Annotated in this window: 4 protein-coding genes and 1 riboswitch; all 4 genes read left to right on the top strand. The window is 73.8% G+C overall.

The features are described 5' to 3' along the window. The first annotated feature begins 309 nt into the window (after positions 1 to 309). The gene (locus tag AB8Z36_RS32695) at positions 310 to 1614 is read left to right on the top strand and encodes an inorganic phosphate transporter (RefSeq protein ID WP_369217010.1); all 1305 of its coding nucleotides are present in this window, start codon (positions 310 to 312) and stop codon (positions 1612 to 1614) included. Between the two features lie 13 nt (positions 1615 to 1627). After that, on the top strand, positions 1628 to 1852 hold the full coding sequence (locus AB8Z36_RS32690) for a hypothetical protein (RefSeq protein WP_369217009.1): 225 nt from the start codon (positions 1628 to 1630) through the stop codon (positions 1850 to 1852). A gap of 164 nt (positions 1853 to 2016) precedes the next feature. Next, a riboswitch (cobalamin riboswitch) is annotated at positions 2017 to 2088 on the top strand. Positions 2089 to 2216: 128 nt separating this feature from the next. After that, complete coding sequence (locus AB8Z36_RS32685; protein WP_369217008.1) at positions 2217 to 3179, top strand: cobalamin biosynthesis protein; 963 nt, start codon at positions 2217 to 2219, stop codon at positions 3177 to 3179. Then, positions 3176 to 4608: cobyric acid synthase (locus tag AB8Z36_RS32680; protein ID WP_369217007.1), on the top strand; the 1433-nt coding region annotated here is incomplete at its 3' end. The genes AB8Z36_RS32685 and AB8Z36_RS32680, both read left to right, overlap by 4 nt.

The following is a 4608-nucleotide window of genomic DNA, read 5'->3' as shown; positions in this document are numbered from 1 at the left end:
GTCCGCGCGAGGGCGGTCCCGTGCCTCCCCCGGGCCCTTCGCACACCGGGTGACCAGGATCTCTTCGCCGTCCTCGCGCGCCCGCCCGAGACGTCGGGCGCGGCGGGCGGCCGGATGGCGGAAGCCGACACTCCGGCCGATTTGCAAGCCTCGTACGTGCGGTCCGTACGCTCGTGGACGGAGGCCCGATCGATGTGGAGTGAACGCGCTCCGCTTCGGGTCACCGCACCGCCCGGCCCAGTTCATCTTCCGTTCACCCGGGTTGCCTAACTTCCAATTGCCACTGACGTCCAACAGAAGCCTGGGTAAATGGAACACATCACGCTTCTCCTCGGGATCGTGATCGTCACCGCTCTCGTGTTCGATTTCACGAACGGTTTCCACGACACTGCCAACGCGATGGCGACGACCATCTCGACCGGCGCTCTCAAGCCCAAGACGGCGGTGGCCATGTCCGCCGTGCTCAACCTCGTCGGCGCCTTCCTCTCCGTGGAGGTCGCCAAGACGATCTCCGGCGGCATCGTGAACGAGGACGGCCTCAAGACAGAGGTGATATTCGCAGCGCTCGTCGGCGCCATCCTCTGGAATCTGCTGACCTGGCTGGTGGGCCTGCCCTCCAGCTCCTCGCATGCCCTCTTCGGCGGCCTCATCGGCGCCGCGGTCATGTCGATGGGCTGGTCGTCGATCAACGGCGGCACGGTCGTCACCAAGATCCTCATCCCGGCGCTGGCCGCCCCGCTCGTGGCGGGTCTCGCCGCGATGGCCGCCACGCGCCTGACGTACCGCATCGGCCGCGGCACCGACACCCGGGCGACCGCCAAGGGCTACCGCGCGGGCCAGATCGCCTCCGCGGGCCTGGTCTCGCTGGCCCACGGCACGAACGACGCGCAGAAGACCATGGGCATCATCACGCTCGCCCTGGTCACCGGCGGTGTGCTCAACCCCGGCGCGAACCCCCCGATGTGGGTCATCGTCTCCGCCGGTGTGGCCATCGCCCTCGGCACCTACCTCGGCGGCTGGCGCATCATCCGCACCATGGGCAAGGGCCTCACCGACCTCCAGCCGCAGCAGGGCTTCGCCGCCCAGACCAGCGCCGCGACGGTCATCCTCGCCTCCTCGCACCTGGGCTTCTCGCTCTCCACCACCCAGTCCTGCTCCGGCGCCGTCATGGGCGCGGGCCTCGGCCGCAGGGGCGGCGTGGTCCGCTGGTCCACGGCGACCCGCATGTTCGTCGCGTGGGGCCTGACCCTGCCGGCCGCGGGCCTCGTCGGCGCGGGCGCGGAGTTCCTCACCAAGCAGGGCCCCTGGGGCATCGCGGCCACCGCGGCGCTCCTGGTCGCGGGCTCGGCCGTCATCTGGGTGCTCTCCCGGCGCAACGCCGTCGACCACACCAATGTGACCGCCGACGAGATCCGCGCCGAGGGCGGCACGGCGGGCGCCGAGCCCGCCGGTGTGGTGACCACCGCGATCGCCGCCGTCACGCCGCCCCCCGCGGGCCCGCTGACCTCCGTCGGCGCCCCCTCGGACGACCAGGTCAAGGCCACCATCACGGGCCCGACCACCGCCACGACCGGAGCCATGGCGGACCCCGCCACCAGGCCCGCGACGGTATAAGGACGAATCAGCCATGAACATCGACTGGGCAGCCCTCGGCTCCGTCTTCGGAGTCAGCCTCGTGGTCACGGTGGCCCTGGTGGGCCTCTTCACCCTCGGCATCGTCGGCCTCTCCAAGCAGGAGTCGGCCACCGCCTCGGGCAGCGGCTCCGCGGCCCTCGCCCGCACCGGCGCGTACGCCTGCTTCGCGCTCTGCGCGGCGGCCGTGGCGTACGGGATCCTTCTGATCGTCGCCTGACGGCCGGACGGACGGTCGTCGCCTGACGACCGGACGCGGAAGTGGGGCGCCTGGCGTACGGACGCCGCGCGCCCCACTTCCGCGTACGCCCTCGCAGGTCAACGGCGAGTTGACGGGCGTTCGCGGGGCGTGGTGGACTGCCCGGGCCAACTACGGCGGCAGCAGAGGAAGCCGGTGCGAATCCGGCGCGGTCCCGCCACTGTCAGCGGGGGAACCTCCCCGCGAGCCAGGAACTCTCACCGCCGATCACGTCGTACCAGGGCGCGGACACCCTGAGTGAGGACCATTCCCATGCGCGGCCGCCCGTTGCCGGACCCCTCCCCGAGCGTGAGCTCCCCGCACGGCACCCCGACGGGCTGAGCCCATGAGTGCCGATCGCGACTTCGCGTACGGCGCCGCCGCCGGATTCCTCGGTGACCTGCTGCTCGGCGATCCCCGCCGCGGCCATCCGGTCGCCGCGTTCGGACGTGCCGCGGGCGCCGTCGAGCGGGTGCTGTGGCGTGACCACCGCGGGTGGGGCGCGCTGCACACCCTGGTGTGCGCCGGGGGCGCTGCCGGTGCCGCCGCCCTCGCCACCACCCTCGTACGCCGCTCACGGGCCGGWTCGCTCGCGCTGACCGCCGCCGCGACCTGGGCCGTCGTCGGCGGGACCTCGCTCGGCCGGGAGGCCCGCGCCATCGGCGGTGCGCTGGGCGCCGGGGACATCGAGACGGCCCGCGAGCGGCTGCCGCACCTCTGCGGGCGCGACCCGCAGGCGCTGGACGCCGACGGCATCGCGCGGGCCGTGGTGGAGTCCGTCGCCGAGAACACCTCCGACGCGGTGGTGGGGGCGCTGCTCTGGGGCGCGGTCGGCGGGGTCCCGGGCCTCGTCGCCTTCCGCGCCGTGAACACGCTGGACGCGATGGTGGGCCACAAGTCCCCCCGGTACCGCCGCTACGGCTGGGCCTCCGCCCGCCTCGACGACGTCTTCGGCTGGCCGGGGGCCCGGCTCACCGCCGCGCTCGCCGTCCTCGCCGGGGACGCGCCGCGCGGGGCGGTGCGGGCCTGGCGGGCGGACGCGGCGAAGCACCCGAGCCCCAACGCCGGACCTGTCGAGGCCGCCTTCGCCGGGGCGCTCGGGGTACGGCTCGGCGGCACCCTCTCCTACGCGGGCCGCGTCGAGCACCGCCCCGTCCTCAACACCGCCGGGCGTCCGGTCCGGGGCGGGGACATCGAGAGGGCCGTGCGGCTCTCCCGCCGGGTCGGCCTGCTGGCCCTCGGCGTCTCGATCGCGGCACGGGCGGGACTGCGTGCCGCCCGCCGCCCACGGAAAGGCTGCGCCTCATGAGTGGTGGACTGCTCGTCGCCGGGACCACCTCCGACGCCGGGAAGAGCGTCGTCACCGCCGGGATCTGCCGGTGGCTGGCCCGCAAGGGCGTGTCCGTCGCGCCCTTCAAGGCGCAGAACATGTCCCTGAACTCCTTCGTCACCCGTGAGGGCGCCGAGATCGGCCGGGCCCAGGCCATGCAGGCGCAGGCCGCCCGCGTGGAGCCGACCGCGCTGATGAACCCCGTGCTGCTCAAGCCGGGCGGCGACCGCTCCAGCCAGGTCGTCCTGATGGGCAGGCCGGTGGGCGAGATGAGCGCGCGCGGCTACCACGGGGGACGCCAGGCCGCCCTGCTCGACACCGTCTTGGGGTGCCTGGAGGAGCTGCGGGGCACGTATGACGCCGTGATCTGTGAGGGCGCGGGCAGTCCCGCCGAGATCAATCTGCGGCGCACCGACATCGTCAACATGGGCATAGCGCGGGCCGCCCGTTTCCCCGTACTGGTGGTCGGGGACATCGACCGGGGCGGGGTGTTCGCGTCGTTCTTCGGGACGACGGCGCTGCTGGACCCGGCCGACCAGGAGCTCGTCGCCGGGTACCTCGTCAACAAGTTCCGCGGCGACGTCTCCCTCCTGGAACCGGGCCTCGACATGCTGCTCGGCCTCACCGGCAGGCGTACGTACGGCGTGCTGCCGTTCCAGCACGGCCTCGGCATCGACGAGGAGGACGGCCTGCGGGTCTCGCTGCGCGGCGCGGTCCGCGAGTCGGTGGTCGCCCCGCCCGTCGGCGAGGACGTGCTGCGGGTCGCCGTGTGCGCGGTGCCGCTGATGTCCAACTTCACGGACGTCGACGCGCTGGCCGCCGAGCCGGGTGTCGTCGTGCGGTTCGTGGACCGGGCCGAGGAGCTCGTGGACGCCGACCTCGTGGTCGTGCCGGGCACCCGGGGCACCGTGCGCGCGCTGCGCTGGCTGCGGGAGCGCGGCCTCGCCGACGCGCTGGCGCGGCGGGCCGCCGAGGGGCGCCCGGTGCTCGGCATCTGCGGCGGCTTCCAGGTGCTCGGCGAGCACATCGAGGACGAGGTGGAGTCGCGCGAGGGCTCCGTCCAGGCGCTCGGGCTGCTGCCGGTGCGGGTGCGGTTCGCCCGCGAGAAGACCCTCGCCCGTCCGGTGGGCGAGGCCCTCGGGGAACCGGTCGAGGGGTACGAGATCCACCACGGCGTGGCCGACGTCACCGGCGGTGAGGCGTTCCTCGACGGCTGCCGCGTCGGCGAGGTGTGGGGCACGCACTGGCACGGGTCGCTGGAGAGCGACGGCTTCCGGCGCCGCTTCCTCGCCGAGGTGGCGCGCGCGGCCGGACGCCGCTTCGTCCCCGCCCCCGACACCAGCTTCGCCGCGCTGCGCGAGGAACAGCTCGACCTGCTCGGCGACCTGATCGAGGAACACGCGGACAC

The sequence above is a fragment of the Streptomyces flavofungini genome (genome assembly GCF_041028215.1).
Lineage (GTDB): Bacteria > Actinomycetota > Actinomycetes > Streptomycetales > Streptomycetaceae > Streptomyces > Streptomyces flavofungini_B.
Note: the sequence above shows the minus strand (reverse complement) of the source record. Positions and strands in the feature narration are given on the sequence as shown.